Here is a 23218-nt window from a genome sequence, read left to right on the forward strand (position 1 = left end):
TTTATACCCTCAGTTATGTTTTTGAATCTCTAAATTATCATAAATCTTAATTTTTTCATTTTGAGTTCTTGCGCTCACGACCATAGTATTAGCGACTTGCTCTGCTGTCACTGGCTTATATTTGAATGTATTTGGCAGAAATTGCGATACCCGCTTGAAAATACTCTGAGAAATATCTTCGAGTGTCCTTGTTTCAGCTCTTTCACCAATTAAGAGTGAAGGTCGAATGATCGCCAATTGATAGAGTGATAATGATTTTAGATAATTTTCTAACTTTCCCTTCACTTGATTATAAAAGAATGGAGATCTTTCATTCGCACCTTCCGCACTTACAATTGCAAAAAAAGTATCGGTATTCACGAGCAAATCAGCAAAATGAGCATTTATCTCAAAATCGATATTGTAAAAATTTTCTTTAGAGCCTGCTTTTTTAATTGTACTTCCTAGGCAACTAAACGCATGTGAGAATCCAGAAGCGTCCTCATCATTTAACATTAAAAAGTCATCAATGACCAACTGATCAACTTTAGTGAACTTTTCAAATTGTTCATCATGGTTACGAACAACTACGACAATTCTTTCGCAATCTACCAATTGATTCAAATGATTTACCAAAGATCGACCAACTAAACCAGTTGCCCCTATAACTATTGCACTTTTAATATTTTTAATCATTTTTTCGCCATTCCTTCCTATATTCATATAATCTAACGCGCTAACCGCATTTTATCTGCATCAAAAATGTTGTCAAAGCATGTCAAGACTTGACTTTGCCGCATCATTTAATCACAATATGGCACTTGTTTACGGGCTGGTGTAAATTCTTCTAATGTTTGTATTTAGTTGAAATTTCAGCCCGCCCAGACCAATCAATTTCAAGGAGTGCACGAGTGGCAAACTCTGCTCAAGCAAAAAAACGTGCTCGTCAAAACGTTAAAGCACGTAAACACAACGCAAGCTTACGTTCTATGGTTCGTACTTACCTTAAACGCACAGTAGCAGCGATCGCTGCGGGTGACTATGCAGCAGCTTCTGAAGCTTACAAAACTGCAGTACCTGTAATCGACCGTATGGCTGACAAAGGTATCATCCACAAGAACAAAGCTGCTCGTCATAAGAGCCGTTTAAATGCACAAGTTAAAGCTTTAGCTTCTAACTAAGTTGCGTTAAAAAAAGCCCTTTAAGGGCTTTTTTTATATCTTAAATTTATCAACAATACTTAAATAATATTAAAATTACTATCTTTCTTGCTCTACAAATTCACGAATAGACAGCTCATTACGTTCACCACGCCATATCCATTTCAATTTTGCATCTATGAATGCTTCACCTTCAAACCAAACAAACAAACCTTCCATCATTTCTGGCCAATCCTGCTGAATAATCTGTGTTTTACCTGAAATCACAGCCAGAATACCAGCCAGAATAGTGTCATGGCTAACCGCCAAACTTAATCCATGATTCTGTTGAGGGTGAGTTTGATAAAGCAAATGTAAAACATCAATCACACCTGTAATTGGCTGCTTCATCCCAGGTAAAGTATTGTTTACAAAGCTATTGATAAATCCCAAAGCACCTTGTTGCTTAAAATATGGCGCAGCTTGCTCGATATCTAAAACGAAGCTACCAGGCTCGACCAAAAGCCCCTGCTCAACAATTTTAATATGATGGGTATTTGACTTAGGATTGATTTGATCAGCACCTTGAATCATCAGTGCTGCAGTATCAATACAACGTTGAATTGGACTAGAAATACAGTGTTCAATCACACGATCTGTTTGATCAATAAGATAAGCCCCCCAAGCCTGCGCCAGATCCTTACCTTGATCTGTTAATTGCAAATCATATCCAGCGAGTCCTTGGCCCACCACCATTTCACGAATTGAGTGGCGAGTAAATAGTGTAACAGGCACAGCAACATCGGGCAGTAAATCAACCGCTCTGAGCATACTTGGAGGAAGCAATTTCAGCGACATAATAATTCTAATAAATGAAATTAATTTGACTATAACACGATGAAATTATAGTTCCACTCCCCTAAAGTACATTTGACAACGCATCTAAAGCCAATTGCCTCATTTCAGGATCACGATAGGCGATAAAACCATTATTCAAAACAGTATCACGCTGATTATAGGTAAATGGCACAGAATCCAAGGTCAACAAACCACCTCCTATGCTCTCTAGCAAGCCTTGTCCAGCACTAGTGTCCCACTCGGAGGTTGGATGAAATCTTGGGTAAATATCTATTTCACCCTCAAGCATCATACAAAATTTATAAGCACTTCCAGCTTCACGACGTATAACCGGTATTTCTCTTTCAATATAATCAATATAGTGTTGATACTTAGGATTTTTACTACTATGACTCAGCCCAATTTGGATGGCATCGACTGGTGAGGCTTTAAATTTGCAATATTTTTCCCAAATATTGTTCATAAATGAATATTTATAAGGAAGATCCGTCAAATAGCCCATATACATAACTTTCTCAGTCGGCACGACTATGACTGAAAATACAGTTTGATGGTTCTGAATAAGACTCAGATTAATTGTAAATTCATCACGTTCATGAATAAACTCCTTCGTACCATCCAAAGGGTCTAGCATCCAACATTGAGGCCATTCATGTCGCTCTGAATAATCACTTTCTTCAGAAATGATCGGAATATCAGGTGTAAGTTTTGCAAGCTCTCTGAGCAGATATTGATTGACCTTTAAATCTGCTTGAGTTACAGGAGAACGGTCATCTTTTTCGTTGATTTTAAAATCACGTCCAGCACAATAGTTTTGATATTCTTCTAATAATATTTGGCTTGCTACAGCCAAAATCGGAACCAAATTTAACATTTGTTGATCTTGGGGAGCATGCGTTGTGATAAACATGGATAAAACCTATTTTTTCTGGCGCTACACACTCTAAGCACGACGATCATATTAAGAACCTCAGCCTAAAATGCAGCGTGATTTAATTTGCATTGTTGGATTTATATTTATAGTAGCAAACCTATAAAATATAACCACTTTGAAACACATAACCCATTTCAATCATAAGAACTCTAACACTTTTAAAACAAAATCCGAAGCGTGATTGCCAACAACCCTCAATACATCTTAAATAACACCCGCAATAGTTCCAAAAATCAGAGCGCGCCTTAGAGTCAGTATAAACATAAAAAAACAAGCCTTCTTAAAGAAGGCTTGTTTTTTATTTTTGCTCTTTGACTGGACTTTCAGGCTGTTCATTCGGTTTTTTTACAGGCTCTTTATTTTTAAAAGAGTCCTGATTCCCTTTATCCTCATTAGATTCTTTGTGTGGTTTCGAACTATTATCATGTTTTGTCATACTTCAAACTCCTATGCACCATTTTCAAAAAATATGATGCTTTCATAGCGACTTCTATACTATTTTTGTATTCATTATCAAGATCTAAATTTGTGACCTCACACATCTAATTCGATATAATACGAATGGAATGAAATATAGAAGTCTCCACGCACACCCATTCTTGAAGTTCTATTTTAAAATGCTGATGCGAGTCCAACCATTTGCATCAAATGATGGTGTAAATTGATATTTAAATAACACCCATTTTGTTGTTTTTATTTGTGCTAAATTGCAACAATACCTGAGGAAAGATGAATGAATAAACCCATCATCATGTTCGACATGGATGGAACCCTACTCGATCTTGCTTTTGACGATTTAATTTGGAATCACAAACTCCCTGAGCGACATGCCAAAACTCATCAAATCAGTTTAGAGCAGAGCAATCAAATTCTATTTAAATTTTATCAAGATCATAAGCACACGCTCGATTGGTATTCTACGCGCTTTTGGACAGCCAAAGTCGGCGTTGATACTTTTCAGCTTCAACACGATCACAAAGAATTCATCAAGCCGAGACAGGGATGCATTGCGTTATTATCAAGCCTTAAGCAAGCTGGATACCGAATATGGTTAGTCACCAATGCTGATGAAAGAGGATTGGCATTGAAAATGAATCAAGTTGACCTCTCCTCTTATTTTGAAGTGATGATCAGTAGTGAAACAATCGGTTTTGCTAAAGAGCGTTTTGAATTTTGGGATCAATTACAGCACATGCACCCATTTGAACCTCGTCACTGCGTTCTCGTTGATGATACTGCGGTTGTACTCGAAGGTGCTAAATCTTTTGGTATTGAGCATCTAATCACAATTACCCAACCATCTAGCTCTCAACCTGAGCGTGAAAGATCTAAACTTCAGTATCCTGCAATCAATGATCTAAGATCATTAATCCCCTATTTAGACCAAATTAACCATGAGAAAGAAATGAATGTCAAAACAGCATGAAACTAAAATCACAGATTCAATGCGAATTGATAAGTGGCTTTGGGCAGCACGCTTTTTTAAAACCCGCTCAATTGCCAAAGCAGCAATCGAAGGTGGTAAAGTTCATCACAACAATGATCGTGTTAAAGTTTCCAGAGAAGTACGTGTAGGAATGGAGTTAACGATTCAGCAGGGATTTGAAAAGAAAACCGTCATTGTGAAAGCATTATCATCTGTAAGAGGCGGGGCACCTACTGCACAATTACTCTATGAAGAAACTGAAGTCAGTATCGCGCGTCGTGAGTTGCTTTCTGCACAAAGAAAATTGCATAATCTTGCACGACCAGATCATCGACCAAGCAAAAAAGATCGACGTGATATTACAAGATTCCGTCAACAAAATGGTCAGCAATATGACGAAGTTTGGTCATACGATGATGAATAAGTTAAAGCGACAAATACTGTCGTTTTGAAGTTTAAAATTATAGAACAGTCCGATTTTTTCTGTCACTATAAATGCCGTGGACATTAGACTTAATTAAAGACATCCACTTAAGTTATCAGTGATTTACATCGTTTTGAGGTTATGAGATGGATGATAATAAAAGCAAAGCACTGAGTGCTGCTTTAAGCCAAATTGAAAAACAATTTGGTAAAAATACGGTAATGCGCCTTGGTGACAATACTGTTCAAGCTGTAGAAGCTGTATCTACAGGCTCTCTTACACTGGATATCGCATTAGGTATTGGTGGTTTACCTAAAGGCCGTATTATTGAAATTTATGGTCCAGAATCATCAGGTAAAACCACCATGACACTTCAAGCGATTGCGCAATGTCAAAAAGCTGGTGGTACTTGTGCATTTATCGATGCTGAGCATGCTTTAGATCCTCAATATGCTCGCAAACTTGGTGTTGATATCGATAACTTATTGGTGTCACAACCTGATCACGGTGAACAAGCACTAGAAATTGCAGATATGCTGGTACGATCTGGCGCTATCGACTTAATTGTTGTCGATTCTGTAGCAGCCTTAACCCCTAAAGCCGAAATTGAAGGTGAAATGGGTGACTCTCATATGGGTCTACAAGCACGCTTGATGAGCCAAGCATTGCGTAAAATTACAGGTAATGCAAAGCGCTCCAACTGCATGGTGATCTTCATTAACCAAATTCGTATGAAAATTGGTGTCATGTTTGGAAGTCCAGAAACCACTACTGGTGGTAATGCGCTCAAATTCTATGCTTCTGTACGCTTAGATATTCGCCGCATTGGTCAAGTGAAAGAAGGCGATGAGATTGTTGGTTCTGAAACACGCGTTAAAGTGGTGAAGAACAAAATGGCACCTCCTTTCCGTGAAGCATTATTCCAAATCATGTACGGTAAAGGTACAAATCAGCTTGCTGAATTGGTCGATCTCGCTGTACAACAAGAACTTGTTCAAAAAGCTGGTGCTTGGTATTCATACCAAGGTAACAAGATTGGACAAGGTAAGAACAACGTGATTCGTCATCTTGAGGAAAATCCTCAACTTGCACAAGATCTTGATCGCATGATTCGTGAACAGTTGTTAACCACAGCGACACCAGCTCCAACTGAAGAAAATGACGAAGAAGCAGATTTATTTGAAGTATAATTTTTCAAAAAATTTGAAATCGAAGCGCCCAAATTATGGGCGCTTTTGTTTAAGAGCATGGATTTAAAATGTCAGAGAAGTTTCCCAAGTTCATTCATTATGAGGACTTAAAATCAATAATGAATGAAGATGAACCTCAACATCTCATCAATGATCAACATGTTGCTAGCCAACACCCGAAAAATCAAGCATCAGATGAATGTGATTTAGATGACAACCTTTCATCAGCTCTAGCACAAAATAAAGGCTTAACAGGAACTCGTTTGAGATCGTATGCATTTGCAGTCTTAACTCGCAAAGAATACTCAAAAAAAGACTTAATCGATAAACTTGCTTTGTATGCACAAAATAAGGAAGAGGTTTTGAGCTTAGTTGATGAGCTAGCGCGAGAAAATTATCAAAGTGATGCTCGCGTTGCAGAAATGACGGTACGCAGCCAATTACGTAAAGGAAAAGGTCCAAATCGAATAAAGCTAGCGCTTAAAAGCAAACACGTTGATAAAGCCTTGGCTGAACCAGAAATGGAAGAAATAAATTGGTATGAACAAGCATACTTATTGAAGGTCAAAAAATATGGCTATGAAGTTGCTCAGGACGCAAAATTAAAAGCAAAACAAATTCGCTTTTTACAATATAGAGGCTTTGAAATGGATGCGATTATGAAAGCTATAAAAAGAAAAGAGAATGAAGAATAAGAAATAAAATTATTATAATGGTGGCAACCCTACTAGCAAAACTCCGGCACATCATAGTTCTGATACCGTTGCTACCTTCCGGTCCTGGCGGGGTTCTCAGAGTATAATTGCGAAGCCACCAGCAGGGCTACCATTGCAAGAACAGAGTATAGAGATTTTTAACGATCTTGCAAGACCATAATGGGCTTTAAAGGCACTAAAAAAGTTCAAGTGAATATTTACTAATCTATTAACAACAAACTTGATATTTTTCATCTAAATAACTTCAACTTAAATTTCTTCATTTATACAGTTTCATTGTAAATTTATATTGATTTTAAATGCTATGACGTTTTTAATGATCTGATTATTAAGAATTGAAAATACTCAAAGTTCAAATTTGAGTATGGACACAAATGGAATAATGAACATGCTCAATAAGCGTACTTTTCTTGCACTAGCATTGATGAGCCCAACATCAGTTTTTGCCAATATTCCTATCGAATCAAAAGGATTAAGCCAAAATTCGAGTTTGAACCAAACAGCAGTCGCAGCGAATAACACCGCTACAGCCCCTACCAATACCAGTTGGCAGCTTATCCAACAAAATCAACGCTTAGAAAATCAAATTCGTGCACTTCAAGGCAAATTAGAAGAACAAGAACATCAAATTAATCAACTGACCAACGAATTAAAAAATCGCTATACAGATCTAGATCAAAGATTAGAACTCCTTCAACAAAAAATTGATCCTGTGGAGGAGTCCAATGCCGATGATCCTAATGCTGCACCACCCATTCCTAACGAGCCAACTGCACCAAGCACTAGCACTAACTCCAATACCACAGCATCACAAAATGCAACGAACTTGAATCAAACCAACCAACAAGAACTTGATAAAGCGGCTTATACAGTTGCCTTAGATGCATACAAACAAGGTGGCGCAAAAAAAGCCATTGCACCTATGCAAAACTTTGTACGTAACAATCCAAATAGTGTGTATACAGGTAATGCCTATTTTTGGTTAGCTGAATTCAATTTAGCAATTGAACCACCCAATTATGAAGAAGCAAGAAAACACTATGAAACTGTCGCTTCGAAGTTTCCAAATTCAGGAAAAGCAGCGCGATCTTTATATCAGCTGTATAGCATCGCGAAAGATGTAAATAAAAATGCTCAAACTGCTGAAATTTATAAAAATAAACTACTAAGCACCTATCCTGACTCAGAAGAAGCTGGATATTTCAAAAAAAGTTAAATAAAAAAGACATCATAAGATGTCTTTTTATTGCTAGCAAAAGCTCTTAACGAACAATACCGCGCTTAGATTCATTTAGAGAATCTATGAGGAGCTGAGCTTCAGAAACATTTGGTAAAATTTCAGCAGTAATCTGCTCAATGGCTTGTTGTGTCGTCAGACCACTTTTATAAATCAACTTAAATGATTCTCGTAAACCATTGATTACATCTTTGGACCAACCCTTACGACGCATACCTTCTACATTCATTCCAAATGCATGCGCCGGATTACCAGACACCATCACATAAGCAGGAACATCCTTCAAAATCAATGATGCTCCACCAATCATGCTGTATGAGTCGATTTTACAGAATTGATGAATACCGGAGTTGCCACCGACAACAACGAAGTCACCAACATGCACATGACCTGCGACACCAACATTGTTTGCAAAAATGTTGTTATTACCCACCACACAGTCATGCGCAATATGCGTATTGACCATCAACAGATTATTACTACCAATTTTAGTAATACTTTGATCCTGCACTGTACCGCGATGCAGACTGCAATGCTCACGAATTTTGTTGTTGTCGCCAATCTCAAGCCAAGTTTCTTCACCAGCATACTTAAGATCCTGACACACCTCACCCACACTGGCAAACTGGAAAATTTCGTTTGATTTACCGATGCGGGTATATCCACCAACCACCACATGAGAATGTAACACTGTCCCACTATCAATCGTCACATGAGGACCAATAATCGAATAAGGACCAATTTTTACATCAGAAGCAATCGTTGCCGTAGGATCAATAATTGCTGTAGGGTGGATTAAATCACTGTTACTCATGCTTGCTCTAGTTTCTGATGAGAAATAATAATTTCAGCTGTCGCTGCAATTACACCATCAACGCTCGCACTACAAAGATACTTGTAAATACCACGTTTCTGCATTACAAGCTCTGATTTTAACACGAGTTGATCACCAGGAACGACTTGTTTTTTAAAACGAACTTTTTCAGCGCCAGCGAAAAGAAAAAGTGAACCAGGTTTGGGTTTTTCATTGTTCATAATAAAGCCAAGAACGCCAGAAATTTGTGCCATCGCCTCAACGATTAAGACACCCGGCATGATTGGATAACCTGGAAAATGACCTTGCATAAACTCTTCATTTATGGAGACATTTTTAAATCCGACAATTCCATTCTCAGTCACTTCTGTAACACGGTCTACCAATAGAAATGGATAACGATGCGGCAAATATTCACGAATTGTTTGAATATTCATCGGCAATTCAGGAATTGAAAAAGATAAAGTAGACTCTGTCATATTATTTACGCAATTTTAAAGTTGATTCGATTGACTCTAACTGAGCCTGCATATCATCTATTTGTTTGACTAATTTGGTCAATGGCACATCTGCTAATTGTCTTAGACGAACAACTGTTCGTTTCCAACGAGAATTTTCGAGCAATCCCATTCCTGAAGAATATGTACCAGCTTCTAAAATGCTACCTGTGACCATTGACATTCCAGTTAGCGTCACATTATCTACAATTTTTAGATGTCCTGAGATACCACAAGCACCTGCAAGGATACAGTTTTTGCCAATCACAGTACTGCCCGCAATACCGCATTTTGCAGCAATTGCAGTATTTTCACCGATTTGAACGTTGTGTGCGACTTGCACAAGATTATCAATAATCACACCATCATGAAGTATAGTGTCATCCAAAGCGCCACGATCAATACTACAGTTAGAACCAATTCTGACATCATTTCCAATTTGAACAGACCCGAGTTGAGCAATTCGGTTCCACTTACCTTGATAAGGAGCAAAGCCAAAACCCTCTCCTCCAATTACGGTATTCGCATGGATACGAACACGTTTAGCAATTTTAGATCGACCCGTAATCGTGACATGTGAATCAATGAAACAATCCTCACCGATTTCAACATACTCATCAATTTTAGTTTGCGAATGAATTACTGTATTTGAACCAATCACGGCATGTGGGCCAACTACAACGTAATGACCAATGTATACATTATCTCCAATCATAGCACTCGGATCGATTACTGCGGTGGCCTCGATACCACGTTGCACAGTTTTAGATTCGAACACATGAGTTAAAATCGCGAAAGCAAGATACGGATTTTGTACGACAATAAAATTATTATGCTGATTAAGCTGAGCCTGCATCTCAGAAGTGACAATTAAGGCACCTGCTTGAGATGAAATCGCTTCGTCTAAATACTTATCAGAATTTACAAAAGAAATTTGGTTTGAGTTCGCTTGAGTTAAACTTGCAAGACCCTCTAGCAACAGATCTGCATCACCAATAACTTGGCCTTGTACAAGTTTGGCCAAGTGATCGAGACGAAATTGATTTGATTTCATTGACTATTTGATTGCATTAACCTTTTGAATCATTTTAGCAGTTAAATCGTATTTTGGGTCATATGCCAAGGCAGCATTTTTATTTAAAACTAAATCAAGATTATTTTCTTTGCGCAATTGTTCAGCAATTTGTTTAATTCTTAAGTCGAAAACTTTATTGGTATTTTGAATGGTGCTTTGAACACGTGATTGAACAGTCTGTTGCAAAGATTGAAATTCGTTCATCTTCGTTTGATATTGAGAGGATAGTTGCTGGGCATTCGATTGATTGGCTTGAGCTGATTTAGCCAACGCTTCAATTTCTTTACCCAATTGTTCTAATTTTACCGTTTGCGGTTTAATTGACTGCTCAAGCTGAGTATTCTGCTGTTTTAAGTACGTGCTATTTTCAACGACTTTTTCTAAATCAATTACTCCATATCCTGCTGCATGCGCAAAGCCAACTACAGATGTGAGTAAAACCGTTGAAATCGTTGTTTTAAACATATTCATTATTATTCCTTAAAGGCAAAAGGCCGTACTAGAAAGTACGACCAATTTCAAATTGAACAGACTTAGTTTCATCACCAGGCTTATCATTCAATGGGTACGCATAGCTTAATGATAGTGGACCAATCATCGTAATCCATGTGAAGCCTACACCAACACTATATCGCATATTTCCAGCATCGAAACCAAAGTTGTCTTTACAGTATTGTCTAGCATCGAATGCAGTCGAATTGGTTGCGCCAAAATAAATATTTCCAGTAGGTACGTCACATTGAGTGTCGAACACTTGAGCACCTTCTGCAAAAATAACAGGACGGACCTGTCGCGCCCAGTCGCCTTTAAAAGGAACTGGTAAGATTAATTCAGTACCAAATTGAACTAATGCATTACCCCCCACCTCTTCAGGGTTTCTATCTTCTCGAGTTAGAGCAGCATCTGTAATACTCGGATATTTTGGACCTAATGTACTATTATCATAACCACGAACAGACCCATAACCACCAGCGTAATAGTTTTTATAGAATGGTAAATCATTACCGAAACCTACCTTACCATAACCACGCCATACAAAATCCTTTCCTAAAGGAATAAAGGCTTGAGTATCGTATGTTACCTTCTGATATTCAACATCACTACCCGGCAATGCAATCTCTGCATTAACACGATGAGACATACCCGACGTTGGGAAGCGTGGATTATTTAATGTGTTATAAGACCAACCTAAATTTAAACTATAAGTAAAGAAATCACCTTTAAACTCATTACCGTACTCAACTTCAGGTTCAGAGCAAGGTTCATAACCAATTACATTACCGTTATCATCTTTAATTGGCTCTAAGTCGACTGGACAATACTTACCAGTACTTGTTTCCCTACCCCCATTGGCAAGTAAATAATCACGCACATAAGTAGAAACAAATGGACCAGTCGTTACTTCAGTTTGATCAATATTAATACCAGCACTTAAGCTCTGATTCTCATCAATAGGGTAACCAAAGCTCAGACCACCACCGAAGCTATCTGTAACATAATTGTTAACGTTATAGTCTTCGTCTAATTTCGTCTTACGATAATAGAGATTGTAACCACGGCTGACACCATCAATTGTAAAGTATGGATCAGTAACACTTAGGTTATAATAATCTTGTGTCTCAGAACGAGAAAGATCAATCGCTACACGGTTACCTGTACCTAAGAAGTTAGTTTGACTTAAACCTGCTTGGAACGTAATACCCCCGTTTTGCGAATAACCCACAGCTAAAGTACTTGATCCTGAGTGTTGTTCTTCAACAGCGATATTCAAATCAATCTGATCAGGCGCCCCCGGAACACGTACCGGCTTAACATCTACTTTACTGAAAAATCCAGTACGCATTAAACGGACTTTTGAAAGATCAATTTTTTCGTTACTCGCTAATGCACCTTCCATCTGGCGCATTTCACGACGTAAAACTTCATCAGCAGTCTTGGTATTACCTGTAAAATTAATACGTCTAACCGTAACTTGCTGACCCGGATTGATGTAATAATTCAAATTAACTTTTTTTGTTTCATTGTCAATTTGAGGCACAACATTAATTTCAGCATAGTAATAACCAGCATTACCATACTTACGCTGTAACAACTGTTTTACTGCATTCACCAACTCTTGTGAGTAAGTTGCATCATCTTTATAAATCTTTAGTGCACGAAGATCTTCGTCTTTATATAAAGCATCACCTAAAAATTTGGTTTCACCAAATTTAAATTGCTCACCCTCATTCATTGAAACTTCAATGAAAATATTTTTTTTATCTTCACTGATATTCAAATTAGAGTTGGTAATTTCAAAATTGATATAACCTTTATTAAGGTATAAAGCTCTTAATGCTTCAAGGCTTGCTGCCATTTTTTCACGCGCGTAGCGATCATTTCTGGAAATGACAGATAACCATCCGCTTTCCTTGACAGCAAAGACTTGCTTAATTTCATCGTCTTTAAATACAGTATTACCAATTAAATTAATTTCAAAAACTTTAGCTGGTTTACCTTCAATGAAATTAATATTGACATCAACACGGTTATTGGCTTTTGCAACAGTTTCGACCTGAATATCCGCATTATAGCGACCTTGTTGTGAATACTGCTGTTCAAGCTCAGTTTCTAGCGTCTGAAGTGCAGATTTAGTGAGCACCTCACCTTCAGCTAGACCCATTTTCTTCAAGCCCTCTTCCAAGGCTTCTTTTGGAATGAGCTTATTACCCTTGAAATTGATTTTAGAAATAATAGGACGTTCAACGACTTTGAAAACCAAAACATCGTTTTCTTTGAAAGCTTGAATATCATCAAACGAATTAGAGGCATACAACGCACGAATCGCATTCGCAATCACTGGATCATTAATGCGATCCCCAGCATTCACCGGTAACATTGCGAGTACATTAGCTTGCGTTAGTCGAACTAATCCATCAACACGCACATCCCGCGCGATAAACTCGTCTGCTGCATATACTTGTTGTACTGCTGCCATGGCGCTAACGAGTGCCAATGGCATAAATAAATGTTTGTGCTGCATGCCTATTGTTTTCCAGTAAGTTAATTATCCATCTATAACGCTTATAAACGCATAAAATCATTAAATATTGCGAGAAACATCATACTTCCCAGCAACACCATACCAATTTTTAATCCAACCAATTGTATTTGTTCAGAAACAGGTTTACCACGAATTAATTCAATTATGTAATAAACTAAATGCCCACCATCCAACATCGGAATCGGAAGCAAATTTAATATCCCCAAACTTACACTCATTAATGCCATAAATGAAATGAAAGTTTGCCACCCCATTTCAGCACTTTGACCTGCAACTTTAGCAATCGTAATTGGACCCGAGAGATTATCCAACCCAATCAATCCTCGAATCATTTTGACAATTGAGCCAAGGATCATAGAAGATAATTGACCCGTTTTTTCAACCGCAACCACAAAAGCTTCCGCTGGATCATATTGAATTGTATGCTTATATTCAGCAGGAATATTGATCTGACCAGATTGAGCTTGCACTCCCAACATTCCTGTCATATTGCCCATATTGTCACGCTTTCCTTGCGGCATGACCTTTAATTGAACAATCTCGCCTTGACGCATCACTTCGATATTCAATAGTTTTTCTGGTGATTTTTGTACTATATCAACAACTTCTAACCAATCGTTAATTTTTTTATTATCAATCGCGACAATTACATCACCTTCTTTCATCCCTTGGCGTATAGCAGCACCATCTTCAGATAATTTATGTACAACTGGTTGAATATGAGGTCGATATGGTAAAAACCCCAAGACATCCAATGGTGATTGAGACTGATCTTTTAAAAATTGCTGAATCGGTAAATTAAAAGTTTGTACCTGACCATCACGATCAGCTTGAATTTGAATCGTACCAGTTTCACCTACGCGATCAATCAGCGCATAATTCAATTTTTCCCAAGTTGGTGTCGCAGTTCCATCCACTGCTATGATTTTATCACCAGAACGCATCTCTACTTGTGCGGCTGGCGTATTTTCAATCACTTTACCAACTCGAGTGTTTAATTGTTCCTGAGCTGGTAAGAACAGAATCCAAAAAAGTAAAACAGCAAAAATTAAATTAACAAGTGGTCCCGCAGCAACGATTGCAATTCGTTTTAAAGGGGATTGCCGATTAAACGCATAAGGTAAATCTTCTGCACTTACATTACCTTCACGCTCATCTAGCATTTTTACATAACCACCTAAAGGCAATGCAGAGAGCTGATATTGAATGCCTGACTTTTTAGAGGTCCACTTTAGAACTGTTGGACCAAATCCAATTGAATAAACAAGAACCTTAACGCCAAGTTTTCGTGCTACCCAGTAATGTCCAAATTCATGAATTGCAATCAATGGACCTAGAAGCAAAATAGCCGCGACGATAATGAAAAGTATATTCATCTTAGGTACTCAGTGAATTCGTGAGTTGAATAGCATAGCGACGTGCAAGCGCATCAGTCTCTAAGATTAGCTCTAAAGAATCAGCATTTGAATTTTGAACATGATTCAAAGTGGATTCAACAACTTTAGGAATATCTAAAAATTTGATTTTATCTTTTAAAAATGCTTCAACCGCGATTTCATTTGCAGCATTTAAGATCGCAGGCGCCAATCCTCCAGACTTCATTGCTTCACGAGCCAATTGCAACGCTGGAAAGCGTACAGTATCAGGCTGCATAAAATTAAGCGTATCGTTTAGAAATAAATCTAGCGGAGGAACATGTGTTTCAATCCGATCTGGCCATGCAAATGCATGTGCAATCGGCGTACACATATCAGGATTACCCATTTGAGCCAAAGTACTACCATCAACATACTGAACCATTGAGTGAATAATACTTTGTGGGTGCACAACCACTGTAACAAAATGTTCTTGAATTGAAAATAAATGACAGGCCTCGATCAACTCGAGACCTTTGTTCATTAGCGTTGCCGAATCAACTGATATCTTCTGTCCCATTGACCAATTAGGGTGCTTACAAGCCTGTGCAGGTGTCACATTACTGAGCTCATCTAGCGTATGATGCAAAAATGGACCGCCAGAAGCAGTCAACAAAATTTGTGAAACACCTAACTGGGGTTTACCACCTGTATCTAATTGTAAATAATTTTGAGGCAGGCACTGAAATATTGCGTTATGTTCAGAATCTACAGGTAATAATAAGGCTTTATTCTCTTTAGCGGCCTTCATCATGATGTCACCAGACATCACCAACGATTCTTTATTTGCTAGAAGAACACGCTTACCCGCTTGAACAGCAGCGAGTGTTGGCAATAATCCTGCCGCACCCACTATCGCCGCCATCACGATATCAACCTGAGGATGCTCAGCAACAGCGATTAAACCCGACTCATCAGAGAGAATTTCGGTTGAAGTGATATTTTTTAATTTGAAAAATTGATGTAGTTCATCCACCTTGCCTGAAGGTACAACAGCATACTGTGGATGATATTGTTGACATATTTCGCTTAACTGCTCTACACGACTAAATGCAGATACCGCAAAAACATTGTACTTCTCTGGATGTCGATCAATGACTTTTAAGGTACTTTGTCCAATTGAACCCGTTACACCTAATATACATACTGATTGAGACATCTATAAATCTACACCAACAAGTTTTAAAACAAATATTCCCGCAGCAAAAATAGGTGCGGCAGCAAGCAATGAGTCAATGCGATCTAATACACCACCATGACCAGGCAAAATACGACCTGAATCCTTAATACCTGCACGACGCTTAATCATTGATTCAAATAAATCACCTTGAACTGAGCTAAATACTGTCAGCACAGATAGGAGTAAAAATAGAATATGCTCTACTGCGGTTAAATCTAAATAGTTAAATTGTACAAATAAGATAACAATGATGACTGTAATTACACCACCGATTAACCCTTCAATAGATTTATTCGGGCTCACCTCAGGTGCAAGCTTACGCTTACCAAGCTTCCTACCTACAAAATACGCCCCACTATCAGCACCCCACACTAAGAGGAATAGATACATGAGCCACCAAGGTGAACTTATCCAGACTTCGTATATTGCCGATACTGCAGCGCTAATAATCACTACACCAATCCAATTCAGTGAAGTGTTATACCACGCATCATAAAGAGGATATTGCTTAACCCAATAAATGGTAATAACCCAAGTAATAATCGAAGCACTCCACAACAGCAGTACTAGATCATCAAAATAAAGCGCAATTGCAGAAAATACCGCAGTGATTACACCAAAGCATCCTGCTTTAAATTTATTCACTTGATCAGTTTGACGAGGCATGAGTTTAAACCACTCATAGCCAGCCCCCCCGGCAGCGATAATCATTAACGCTAACATTGGATAAATGGATGTAGTTGCAAACATACAGCTCAAGACTACAGCCACTAAAATCAATGCGGTAATTATCCGCTCTAACATTATTAGTTCTCTATTTTCTCTTGTTGGATCTGCTCAGAGGTTTTTCCAAAGCGCCTTTCACGCCCTAAAAACACACCAAAGGCATGATCCAATTCTTCTGTTGTGAATTCTGGCCACAACGTCTCAGTAAAATACAACTCAGCATATGCAGATTGCCATAATAAAAAATTAGACAATCGATAATCACCACCAGTACGAATCAATAAGTCGACTGGAGGTAAGTCACCTAAACTGACATGCTGAGCAAACAAATCAACATCAACTTGATCAACATCAATTTTTTGTTCTTTGACGAGTTGTGCGATTGTTTTAGCAGTTTGTGCGATATCCCACATCCCACCATAGCTCACAGCAATTGTGAGCGTCATTTCTGTGAAAGTAGCAGTCCTTTGTTCTGCTTGCAACATTAATTGTTGCAATTCTGGCGATAAACGAGAGCGATCCCCGATGAATCTGAGCCCAATCTGAAACTTTATCATTCGAGGAATTTGTTCATTAATCGTCTCTTGCAACAATTTCATGAGCAAATCAACTTCATATTGAGGTCGATTCCAGTTTTCACTTGAGAAGGCATAAACAGTAAGTGCTTTTACACCCACTTTACGACAATGCTCTACAATCGGATCAAGGACATTTTTTCCTTCACGGTGTCCATCACCTTTTTGTAGATGTTTCTTTTTTGCAAAACGATTGTTGCCATCCATAATGATGGCAACATGTTGTGGCAGAAGCTCTGCTGAGATGGTCATTATATAGCTTAGACCTTCATCAACTCTGCTTCTTTTGCTGCTAAACGCTTTTCAACTTCAGCAACAAACTTATCTGTGATTTTTTGGATTTCATCGCCAGCACGACGCTCATCGTCTTCAGAAATTTCTTTTTCTTTCAACAACGCTTTAATATCACCCAATACATCACGGCGAATATTACGAATCGCAACTTTTGCATTTTCAGCCTCGTTACGTGCCACTTTTTGCATATCACGGCGTGTTTCTTCAGTTAATGCCGCCATTGGTACACGAATTGAATCTGCAGTAATTGGGTTCAAACCTAAATCTGACTCACGAATTGCTTTATCGATTGCAGCAACCATGGTGCGCTCGAAAGGTTGAACAAGCAATGTACGCGAATCTTCAACCCCAATGTTAGCAACTTGGTTTAATGGCACATCAGAGCCATAGTAAGGAACCATTACGCCGTTAAGAATTGATGGATGTGCACGACCTGTACGAACTTTAGCAAAACCATGCTCTAATGAGTCCAATGATTTATTCATGCGCTCTTCAGCATCTTTTTTAAGATCGTTAATCATGTGATCTTCCTTACCTAATTCTCAAAATTTAAATCAAAATAGTGTTTAGTATAAATAGCTTTGAAAGCCACGTACATCAATTAGTAACGTGAGTACCTTCTTTTTCACCCATAACCACTGACAATAACGCACCTGATTTATTCATATCGAATACTTGAAGTGGAACATTATGGTCACGGCATAAGCAAATCGCGGTTAAATCCATTACACCAAGTTTCTCATCTAAGACTTGGTCGAATGTTAATGCATCATATTTAACAGCATCTTCATATTTGCTTGGATCTTTATTGTAGACACCATCTACCTTCGTCGCTTTAAGAATTAAGTTGGCCTCAATCTCAATACCACGTAAGCAAGCAGCGGTATCTGTCGTAAAGAATGGATTACCAGTACCCGCCACAAACACACAAACTTCACCATTATTTAAATGACGAATCGCATCACGGCTAGAATATGATTCTACAACTGTACCGATTGGTAATGCTGACATTAAACGGGTTTTAATATTACGACGTACCAATGCATCTCGTAGCGCCAAACCGTTCATCACAGTTGCTAGCATACCCATTTGATCACCTGTTACGCGACCAACCAACCCATCTTGCTGTAATTGGCTACCACGATAAAGGTTACCACCACCCACAACGATACCAACTTGCACACCTAGACCAACCAAGTGAGCAATAGATAAAGACATTTGATCAAGCACTTGTGCGTCGATACCCATATCTTTATTGCCTGCTAGCGCTTCACCCGAAAGTTTTAGCAGAATACGACCAAAGCGTGGTTTTTTAGAATCTAACATTACAAACTCCAATATCCGAATTCATTTATATGTATTACTTCAAACAATTATGCGGTTTTAATTTCAATCAATTCTGCATAAAGGTCGTATTCATCCGCATCAGTGATTTTAACAACCAGTAAATCACCTGCTTTAATCTTGCTCTTATCAATATCTTCTACAAAGACATTTCCATCAATTTCTGGAGCATCTGCATAAGAACGCGCCACTGCAACTGGAAACTCTTCTTCTAGATCATCAACCAGCACGGTCATGGTTTGACCAATACGCTTTTGTAGCTTTGCAGCAGAAATTTCTTGCTGAACCTGCATAAAGCGTTCGTAGCGTTCCTGTTTAATTTCTTCAGGCACATGATCTGGCAGATCATTTGCAGTTGCACCTTCAACTGGAGAGTATGTAAAACAACCAACGCGATCGAGCTGAGCTTCTTTCAACCAATCTAGAAGTTGCACGAAATCTTCTTCAGTTTCACCCGGGAAGCCAACAACAAATGTAGAACGAATGACTAAATCAGGACACTTTTCACGCCAAACTTTTAAACGCTCTAGCGTGTTTTCACTATGCGCTGGACGCTTCATCAGTTTTAAAATTTTAGGGCTAGCGTGTTGGAATGGAATATCTAAGTAAGGCAAGATCTTACCCTGTGCCATCAAATCGATAACCGCATCAACATGTGGATATGGGTAGACATAATGCAGACGCACCCAAATACCCAATTGACCTAATGCTTCACACATATCATAGAACTTAGTTTTTACAGGCTGACCATTCCAAAAATCAAGCTTGTATTTTGTATCTACACCATATGCCGAAGTATCTTGAGAAATAACCAAGACTTCCTTTACACCAGATCGTTTTAAAGCCGCCGCTTCTTCTAATACAGAACCAACTGGGCGAGATACCAGATCGCCACGCATACTTGGAATAATACAGAAGGTACAACGGTGGTTACAGCCTTCAGATATTTTCAAATATGCATAATGTTTTGGTGTTAATCGAATACCTTGTTCTGGCACAAGATCAATAAACGGATTATGTTTAGGAGGTTCAGGAACATATTGATGCACAGCTTCCATTACTTCTTGATAAGCTGCTGCACCAGTAACTTTAAGTACGTTTGGATGCATTTGACGAATTTTTTCTTCATCTTTACCCAAACAACCTGTCACGATGACGCGACCGTTCGCACTCATCGCCTCACCAATCGCGTCTAATGACTCTTGTACTGCAGATTCAATAAAACCACAGGTATTAACAACAACTAAATCAGCACCGTCATAATCCGACGCTACATCATAACCTTCAGTTTTTAACTGAGTAAGAATTCGCTCGGAATCTACCAATGCCTTAGGACAACCTAAAGAAACAAAACCGACTTTGGGGGATTTCATGAATCTGCGCTCCACTAGAATCCGCGTATTGTATGTCTTTTCAATTCATAAAAACAGTTGAAAACCCCACTCTTTGCATAACGCACCAAAATATTCCCATAAATTTTAAAAAATATTGCAATCGCACCAATATGATGCATTATTAAATAAACCCAACTTTGCATGAATATTTTGCAATCGCTTCGCGCTTTTTTTCTTAATAAATGAGTTCATTTTAGTTGTTTTTAACGATTTCAAACAAAGTTGGCTCATATTTTGCTTTATTTGAAGACGTTAAAATTAAATAACTCCCTCTTTGTGAGCAGTGATGGAAAAATACATAGATGCAATTGCTCTATTTTAAGACAGGATTTTAAGGTTAATGAATCAACAACCAACGATTGATTACCGTTTACTCGTAGACAACTTGAGCACTGCGATACTTTTAGTCGATAGTGAATTAAATATTTTTTATTTAAATTCCTCATGTGAAGCACTCTTTGATATCAGTTTATTAAGAGCATCAGGTCAATCTGTGCTCAGTATTTTACAATCTCCAGGTGATTCATTTAACACTGAAGAAGCACTCACAAATACATTACTCACGGGGCAAGCTTATACCCGCCGTGAAGCGACTATTATTGTGAACTTTAAAGATGTACATGTTGACTATTCTGTTGCCCAACTTAACACTGGCAAAAGTTATCACCCCCTCCTTCTGATTGAACTCAATCCAATTGATCGAATGTTGAAAATTTCTAAAGAAGAAAATTTTATTCAACAACATCAGGTCGCACGCCAATTAATCAGAGGTGTCGCGCATGAGATTAAGAATCCATTAGGGGGCATACGTGGCGCAACTCAATTATTGGCACGTAGTTTAAATGACCCTGAATATAAAGAATTTACGGACATTATTATTAGTGAAGTAGATCGCCTGAGAAATCTTGCTGACACAATGCTCGGCTCTCGGCAGTTACCAAGCTATGAACCTGTAAATGTTCACGAGCCTTTGGAGCGTGTTCGTTCGTTAATTGTGAATCAAACAAAAAAGAAAATTAAAATTACTCGTGATTATGATCTTTCCTTACCTGATGTTGAAGCAGATCGGGATCAACTTATTCAAGTGATGTTGAATATCAGTGTAAATGCTGTTCAAGCCATGACTGAAAACAATGAGTTTTTTCAAGACACTCAACCTGAATTAACCCTGCGTACACGTATTCATCGCCTTGTCACGATTAACGGAACTTTACACCGCTCAACCGTTCGAATTGATATCGAAGATAACGGCCCTGGTGTTCCAGAAGAAATTTTGGAGTCCGTATTTTATCCATTAGTCACAGGACGCGCTAAAGGAACAGGCTTAGGTCTGAGCATCGCGCAAAATATTATGCATCAACACAATGGAATGATTGAATGCCAATCCGTTCCGGGCAAAACCGTATTTAGTCTTTATATACCTTGGGAGTTAAACCATGTCGCGAAATAAAATTTGGATAATAGATGACGATCGCGCCATGCGTTGGGTTCTAGAAAAAACATTTAAAGAAGAAGGTTTAGATGTTACCAGTTTCGAAGAAGCTCAATCTGCACTGGATCAGTTACTTGATGATACACCTGATGTAATTTTGACTGATATACGTATGCCAGGAATTGATGGTCTTACCTTTCTCGCTAAAGTCAAAGGTCATTATCCTGATCTACCTGTGATCATCATGACGGCACATTCGGATCTAGAGTCAGCAGTATCAAGCTATCAAACAGGTGCTTTTGAATATTTACCAAAACCATTTGATATTGATGAGGCTCTAGCACTTGTCAATCGTGCCATCATGCACATTAATAAGCTTCAACAACAAGAATCTGCGAAATCAATCGTACAGCCAATTCAATCAACTGAGATCATTGGAGAGTCTCCTGCAATGCAGGAAGTCTTCCGAGCAATTGGACGTTTGTCACAATCACACATTACAGTATTGATTAATGGTGAGTCAGGTACAGGTAAAGAGTTAGTCGCTCATGCATTGCATCGTCATTCACCACGTAGCAGCAAGCCTTTTATTGCGCTTAATATGGCTGCCATTCCGAAAGATTTGATTGAAACTGAATTATTTGGTCATGAAAAAGGTGCATTCACTGGCGCTAATACTCAGCGACAAGGTCGTTTTGAGCAAGCCAATGGCGGTACATTATTCCTTGATGAAATTGGGGACATGCCATTCGAAACCCAAACGCGTTTATTGCGTGTTTTAGCTGATGGCGAGTTTTATCGCGTCGGTGGACACATTCCAGTGCGTGTTGATGTCCGCATTGTCGCTGCGACTCACCAAGATCTAGAAAAATTAGTACATGATGGACGCTTCCGTGAGGATCTTTATCATCGTCTGAATGTAATTCGTATTCATATTCCTAAACTTGCTCACCGCTCGGAAGACATTCCGATGCTCGCACAACACTTTCTTGCACGAGCAGGTAAAGAACTTGGTGTAAGTCCAAAGATTTTACGTACAGAAACTGTTGAATACATGAAACAGTTGCCTTGGCAAGGTAATGTACGTCAACTTGAAAACACATGTCGCTGGCTGACAGTGATGATTACTGGACGAGAGGTTTACCCAGAAGATCTTCCTTCTGAGTTAAAACAACTACCAATCCAAAAATCTGATGATCCAAATCATCCACACAATCAAGCAGATCGTATCGCTATTCAGCATTGGGATGAGTTGCTTAGTCAGTGGGCTGTACAAAAACTCAAAAATGGTGAAATGAAATTATTGGATATCGCCACGCCTATGTTTGAACGCACCTTAATTAATGCGGCACTACAACAAACTCGAGGAAGAAAACGCCATGCTGCTGAGCTTTTAGGTTGGGGTCGCAATACCTTGACTCGTAAGCTAAAAGAATTAGGAATGGATACTGCTGAAGATGATGAAGATGAAGTTGTAAGCACTACTGCCGAGTAAACTTCTAGATTTAGGTTAATCAACACAATTG

Annotated in this window: 24 protein-coding genes and 1 other RNA gene; 8 read left to right on the forward strand and 17 right to left on the reverse strand. The window is 38.5% G+C overall.

Annotation, left to right across the window (positions count from 1 at the left end; all coding sequences use genetic code 11):
* Nucleotides 1-9: 9 nt before the first annotated feature.
* A complete protein-coding gene (locus tag BMW42_RS02865; RefSeq protein ID WP_092766339.1) occupies nucleotides 10-675 on the reverse strand; it encodes a nucleoside-diphosphate sugar epimerase in 666 nt (221 codons plus the stop codon).
* Between the two features lie 215 nt (nucleotides 676-890).
* On the opposite strand from BMW42_RS02865, the gene rpsT reads away from it, so the two are divergent.
* Nucleotides 891-1160 carry a 30S ribosomal protein S20 gene (gene rpsT / locus BMW42_RS02870; protein WP_035263646.1) on the forward strand — a complete coding sequence of 90 codons (270 nt, stop codon included), beginning with the start codon at nucleotides 891-893 and terminating at the stop codon, nucleotides 1158-1160.
* A 78-nt stretch (nucleotides 1161-1238) separates the two neighbouring features.
* Here rpsT and BMW42_RS02875 read toward each other — a convergent pair whose 3' ends face one another.
* The 3 genes from BMW42_RS02875 to BMW42_RS14700 all read right to left on the reverse strand — a co-directional run bounded on the left by BMW42_RS02875 (nucleotide 1239) and on the right by BMW42_RS14700 (nucleotide 3346).
* Entirely contained in the window at nucleotides 1239-1976 is a 738-nt protein-coding gene (locus BMW42_RS02875; RefSeq protein ID WP_092766340.1) for a histidine phosphatase family protein, read from the reverse strand.
* Between the two features lie 61 nt (nucleotides 1977-2037).
* Nucleotides 2038-2886, reverse strand: coding sequence for a 3'(2'),5'-bisphosphate nucleotidase CysQ family protein (locus BMW42_RS02880; RefSeq protein ID WP_092766341.1), 849 nt, complete (start codon nucleotides 2884-2886; stop codon nucleotides 2038-2040).
* Between the two features lie 322 nt (nucleotides 2887-3208).
* Nucleotides 3209-3346 carry a hypothetical protein gene (locus BMW42_RS14700; RefSeq protein WP_171076720.1) on the reverse strand — a complete coding sequence of 46 codons (138 nt, stop codon included), beginning with the start codon at nucleotides 3344-3346 and terminating at the stop codon, nucleotides 3209-3211.
* Between the two features lie 297 nt (nucleotides 3347-3643).
* On the opposite strand from BMW42_RS14700, the gene BMW42_RS02885 reads away from it, so the two are divergent.
* The 4 genes from BMW42_RS02885 (at nucleotide 3644) to BMW42_RS02900 (ending at nucleotide 6645) form a co-directional block, all read left to right on the forward strand.
* A complete protein-coding gene (locus BMW42_RS02885; protein ID WP_092766342.1) occupies nucleotides 3644-4336 on the forward strand; it encodes an HAD-IA family hydrolase in 693 nt (230 codons plus the stop codon).
* Nucleotides 4320-4760, forward strand: a complete 441-nt coding sequence (locus BMW42_RS02890; RefSeq protein WP_035263651.1) for an RNA-binding S4 domain-containing protein — start codon at nucleotides 4320-4322, stop codon at nucleotides 4758-4760. The genes BMW42_RS02885 and BMW42_RS02890 overlap by 17 nt, the downstream gene beginning before the upstream one ends.
* A gap of 146 nt (nucleotides 4761-4906) precedes the next feature.
* Complete coding sequence (gene recA, locus BMW42_RS02895) at nucleotides 4907-5950, forward strand: recombinase RecA (protein ID WP_035263652.1); 1044 nt, start codon at nucleotides 4907-4909, stop codon at nucleotides 5948-5950.
* Between the two features lie 119 nt (nucleotides 5951-6069).
* Complete coding sequence (locus BMW42_RS02900; protein ID WP_416224311.1) at nucleotides 6070-6645, forward strand: regulatory protein RecX; 576 nt, start codon at nucleotides 6070-6072, stop codon at nucleotides 6643-6645.
* A 27-nt stretch (nucleotides 6646-6672) separates the two neighbouring features.
* On the opposite strand, the gene ffs is transcribed toward BMW42_RS02900, so the two are convergent.
* Nucleotides 6673-6769, reverse strand: an RNA gene (gene ffs / locus BMW42_RS02905) — signal recognition particle sRNA small type.
* Between the two features lie 285 nt (nucleotides 6770-7054).
* Here ffs and BMW42_RS02910 point away from each other — a divergent pair.
* On the forward strand, nucleotides 7055-7882 hold the full coding sequence (locus tag BMW42_RS02910) for a YbgF trimerization domain-containing protein (protein ID WP_092766344.1): 828 nt from the start codon (nucleotides 7055-7057) through the stop codon (nucleotides 7880-7882).
* Nucleotides 7883-7928: 46 nt separating this feature from the next.
* Here the strand turns inward: BMW42_RS02910 and lpxA are convergent, their stop codons facing one another.
* The 12 genes from lpxA to rimO all read right to left on the reverse strand — a co-directional run bounded on the left by lpxA (nucleotide 7929) and on the right by rimO (nucleotide 20239).
* Complete coding sequence (gene lpxA, locus BMW42_RS02915) at nucleotides 7929-8717, reverse strand: acyl-ACP--UDP-N-acetylglucosamine O-acyltransferase (protein ID WP_035263657.1); 789 nt, start codon at nucleotides 8715-8717, stop codon at nucleotides 7929-7931.
* Nucleotides 8714-9196: a 3-hydroxyacyl-ACP dehydratase FabZ gene (gene fabZ / locus BMW42_RS02920; protein WP_035263658.1), complete on the reverse strand. Its 483-nt coding sequence runs from the start codon at nucleotides 9194-9196 to the stop codon at nucleotides 8714-8716. The genes lpxA and fabZ overlap by 4 nt, the downstream gene beginning before the upstream one ends.
* A gap of 1 nt (nucleotide 9197) precedes the next feature.
* Nucleotides 9198-10268 (reverse strand): UDP-3-O-(3-hydroxymyristoyl)glucosamine N-acyltransferase, encoded by a 1071-nt coding sequence (gene lpxD, locus BMW42_RS02925; RefSeq protein WP_092766345.1) that lies wholly within the window; start codon nucleotides 10266-10268, stop codon nucleotides 9198-9200.
* 3 nt (nucleotides 10269-10271) lie between these two features.
* Entirely contained in the window at nucleotides 10272-10760 is a 489-nt protein-coding gene (locus BMW42_RS02930; protein ID WP_416224312.1) for an OmpH family outer membrane protein, read from the reverse strand.
* A 28-nt stretch (nucleotides 10761-10788) separates the two neighbouring features.
* Nucleotides 10789-13311, reverse strand: a complete 2523-nt coding sequence (gene bamA / locus BMW42_RS02935; protein ID WP_092766346.1) for an outer membrane protein assembly factor BamA — start codon at nucleotides 13309-13311, stop codon at nucleotides 10789-10791.
* 41 nt (nucleotides 13312-13352) lie between these two features.
* Nucleotides 13353-14708, reverse strand: coding sequence for an RIP metalloprotease RseP (rseP, locus tag BMW42_RS02940; RefSeq protein WP_092766347.1), 1356 nt, complete (start codon nucleotides 14706-14708; stop codon nucleotides 13353-13355).
* A gap of 1 nt (nucleotide 14709) precedes the next feature.
* Entirely contained in the window at nucleotides 14710-15906 is a 1197-nt protein-coding gene (ispC, locus tag BMW42_RS02945; protein WP_092766348.1) for a 1-deoxy-D-xylulose-5-phosphate reductoisomerase, read from the reverse strand.
* The gene (locus tag BMW42_RS02950) at nucleotides 15907-16731 is read right to left on the reverse strand and encodes a phosphatidate cytidylyltransferase (RefSeq protein WP_035263666.1); all 825 of its coding nucleotides are present in this window, start codon (nucleotides 16729-16731) and stop codon (nucleotides 15907-15909) included.
* 2 nt (nucleotides 16732-16733) lie between these two features.
* Nucleotides 16734-17480 (reverse strand): polyprenyl diphosphate synthase, encoded by a 747-nt coding sequence (gene uppS, locus BMW42_RS02955; RefSeq protein ID WP_092766349.1) that lies wholly within the window; start codon nucleotides 17478-17480, stop codon nucleotides 16734-16736.
* A gap of 8 nt (nucleotides 17481-17488) precedes the next feature.
* The gene (gene frr / locus BMW42_RS02960; RefSeq protein ID WP_035263669.1) at nucleotides 17489-18043 is read right to left on the reverse strand and encodes a ribosome recycling factor; all 555 of its coding nucleotides are present in this window, start codon (nucleotides 18041-18043) and stop codon (nucleotides 17489-17491) included.
* Between the two features lie 76 nt (nucleotides 18044-18119).
* Nucleotides 18120-18848, reverse strand: a complete 729-nt coding sequence (pyrH, locus tag BMW42_RS02965) for a UMP kinase (protein ID WP_035263670.1) — start codon at nucleotides 18846-18848, stop codon at nucleotides 18120-18122.
* A gap of 47 nt (nucleotides 18849-18895) precedes the next feature.
* The gene (gene rimO, locus BMW42_RS02970; RefSeq protein ID WP_035263671.1) at nucleotides 18896-20239 is read right to left on the reverse strand and encodes a 30S ribosomal protein S12 methylthiotransferase RimO; all 1344 of its coding nucleotides are present in this window, start codon (nucleotides 20237-20239) and stop codon (nucleotides 18896-18898) included.
* Nucleotides 20240-20600: 361 nt separating this feature from the next.
* Here rimO and glnL point away from each other — a divergent pair, with 361 nt between their 5' ends.
* Both glnL and glnG read left to right on the forward strand, forming a co-directional pair.
* On the forward strand, nucleotides 20601-21710 hold the full coding sequence (gene glnL / locus BMW42_RS02975) for a nitrogen regulation protein NR(II) (RefSeq protein ID WP_092766350.1): 1110 nt from the start codon (nucleotides 20601-20603) through the stop codon (nucleotides 21708-21710).
* Nucleotides 21697-23187 (forward strand): nitrogen regulation protein NR(I), encoded by a 1491-nt coding sequence (glnG, locus tag BMW42_RS02980; protein WP_092766351.1) that lies wholly within the window; start codon nucleotides 21697-21699, stop codon nucleotides 23185-23187. Before glnL ends, glnG begins: the two co-directional genes overlap by 14 nt.
* Nucleotides 23188-23218: the final 31 nt, after the last annotated feature.

Source organism: Acinetobacter sp. DSM 11652 (assembly GCF_900109815.1).
Taxonomy (GTDB): domain Bacteria; phylum Pseudomonadota; class Gammaproteobacteria; order Pseudomonadales; family Moraxellaceae; genus Acinetobacter.